2 protein-coding genes and 1 pseudogene are annotated in these 2,433 nt (G+C 70.5%); 1 reads left to right on the top strand and 2 read right to left on the bottom strand.

The window, feature by feature from the left end; translation table 11 throughout:
* Both G6018_RS07770 and G6018_RS07765 read right to left on the bottom strand, forming a co-directional pair.
* Window positions 1-223 (bottom strand): annotated as a pseudogene (locus tag G6018_RS07770) (acyl-CoA dehydrogenase); the annotation flags it as partial.
* Window positions 220-1,392: an acyl-CoA dehydrogenase family protein gene (locus G6018_RS07765; RefSeq protein ID WP_182639310.1), complete on the bottom strand. Its 1,173-nt coding sequence runs from the start codon at window positions 1,390-1,392 to the stop codon at window positions 220-222. The pseudogene G6018_RS07770 and the gene G6018_RS07765, both read right to left, overlap by 4 nt.
* Window positions 1,393-1,643: 251 nt before the next feature.
* On the opposite strand from G6018_RS07765, the gene G6018_RS07760 reads away from it, so the two are divergent.
* Window positions 1,644-2,342 (top strand): helix-turn-helix domain-containing protein, encoded by a 699-nt coding sequence (locus G6018_RS07760; RefSeq protein ID WP_107748977.1) that lies wholly within the window; start codon window positions 1,644-1,646, stop codon window positions 2,340-2,342.
* Window positions 2,343-2,433 lie beyond the last annotated feature (91 nt).

Raw genomic sequence — 2,433 nt, 5'->3', positions numbered from 1 at the left:
CGGCCTCGGCCCACCCCGCGCCGCTGCCGCCGGTGTCCTCGGGGGCCGTGAGGCGGCCGAGCCCCACCTCGGACAGGGACTGCCACACGGCCGCTGCATCGGGCCGGGCGGTGGGGCCGGAGAACTGCGCCAGCACGTCGGCCATCATTGACTCGAGGTCCTGGTCGATCTCGAGTCCGACGCTCTCCACGCCGTCGCCGGCCGCCGCTGTCCCCGTACTCATCGCATCCCCAGTCCCCGCGCGATCACGCCGCGCAGAATCTCGTTGGTCCCGCCCCGCAGGGTGAAGCCGGGCCGCTGGTGCAGTCCGGCACGCAGGAGGTCGGTGAGTTCGGACGCGGCCGCTCCCCCGTCACCGTCACCGGGTGTGAACTCGTCGCCGAGCCGGGTGGAGACCACATCGACGATGTCACCCTCGGTGGTGGTGCCCAGGAGTTTGATCAGTGCAGCGGCGTTGTCCGCGGGCTCCCCGCGTTGCAGCGCCCCGGCGATGTTCTGGCTCAGGGCGTGCAGCCCCGCCATCCGCGCGACCGAGCGACCCAGATCAGTGCGCGCGGGCAACCGCCCTTCGGCGATCGCGCCGATCTCGGCGGCGAACAGGCGGAAGGACGAGAGGAACCGCTCGGGGCCGCTGCGCTCGAAGGCGAGCTCGGAGTTGACCTGTTCCCATCCCTGCCCGATCGTGCCGAACACCCGGGAGTCCGGGACGAACACCTCGTCGAGTACCACCTCGTTGAAGTGGTGGTCGCCCGAGAGGGACACGATCGGGCGGATGGTGACACCCTCGCTGCGCAGGTCGACGATGAACTGGCTCAGTCCCGCATGGCGGTCGGTGGTGTCCAGGGGTTCGGTGCGGGCCAGTGCGATGAACGCCTCCGCGTGCTGCGCTCCGGAGGTCCACACCTTCGTGCCGGTGATCGCCCAGCCGCCGTCGACGCGGACGCCCTTCGTCCGCACGCTGGCCAGGTCCGACCCGGAGTCCGGCTCGCTCATGCCGATGCCGAAACAACACTCCCCCGCTGCGATCCGGGGCAGGAACTCGCGCTTCTGCTCCTCGGTTCCGTACCGCAGGAGCGAGGGGGCGATCTGCCGGTCGGCGACCCACTGCGCGGCGACCGGCGCCCCGACGGCGAGGAGTTCCTCGGTGACGACGAAGCGCTCGAGGTGCGTGCGTCCCCGTCCGCCGTACTCGGTGGGGATGGCCATCCCGACCCAGCCGCGCTCGGCGAGGCGACGGGTGAAGTCCTCGTCCCATCGCGTGAGCCAGGTGTCGATCCACGGCGTGAGCCGACCGGCGGCGATCTCTTCGGAGAGGAAGTCACGGACCTCCACTCGCAGGGCGTCCATGTCCGCCGACGCCAGGGTGGGCGGTGGAGCGAGTGCGGACCGCATCGGGCCTCCTCGAAAGGGGTTGGTGTGATGTGTGCCTGTTCGGGGCCCGGATGGTGACCCGGACCACGTGCTCGAGAATCGCACGAATGGCAATTTTACGCAATAGCGGATCGAACTACGCTCTCTCGTATGCCCAGCGTGCGTCCCGCAGGGGCGGATAGTCTTACCCCATGACGCAACCGGATGCGGGAGACAGCGGGCGCACCGAGCAGCCCAGCATGGACAAGGTCCCCGAGCGTCCTCGCCACCGCATGGTCGACCGGGTCGCAGCGATCATGGAACTGGTCGCCAGGTCGGGAACCGGGCTGACCCTCACCGCGGTCGCCAAGGCCCTCGACGCCCCGATCAGCTCCACGCAGGGCCTGCTCAACGGCCTGGTCGCCGTCGGCTACCTCGACGAGCGCAATCGCGTCTACACGCTGGGGACCGCGCCGTATCTCCTCAACGTGATCGCCGGTCGGCCGCCCGTCACCTCCGTGTCGCGGGAGCAGCTCACCGCACTCCACGCTGAAACCGGTCTGACCACCGCCCTGTCGACCGACGTCGGTGACGACCTCTTCTATGTGGACCACGTCGCCGCCGATGCGCACTACGCCTACATCGCGGAGAACCGGTTGCGACGCTCGCTGCTGCGGACCTCCTCGGGCTGGCTACTCCTGGCCGACCGGGAGAAGCGTGACGTGTGGGCCTACCTGAACGCCCGGCCGGCTGCGGAGTCGGAGTTCGTCGACAGGTTCCTGGCCTCGCTCGAAGAGCTCCGCGAGACCGGTGTGTGTACGGCCCCCGGCGTGGCCGTGGACGGTGGCGACGGTGTCTCGGTCGCACTGCGCGAGGGGGGACGGACGATCGCGACCGTCGGCGTCATCGCCGCGCGGGACCTCATCGTCCAGCGCAGCGAGGAGCTGGCCCAGACCTGCCTCCGGCACGCCACCGCCTGGGGTCTGCGCTGAACCGGGGCCCGCGCTGACGCGAGGCCCCGGCCGACCATGGACTCGGCGACGGATCCGCGCCCCGTGAAGTCCCGGGGGGCGGATCAGCGCC

Source organism: Dietzia sp. DQ11-44 (assembly GCF_014145205.1).
Lineage (GTDB): Bacteria > Actinomycetota > Actinomycetes > Mycobacteriales > Mycobacteriaceae > Dietzia > Dietzia natronolimnaea.
The sequence above is the reverse complement of the archived record's forward strand: the minus strand, read 5'-3'. Positions and strand labels throughout refer to the sequence as shown.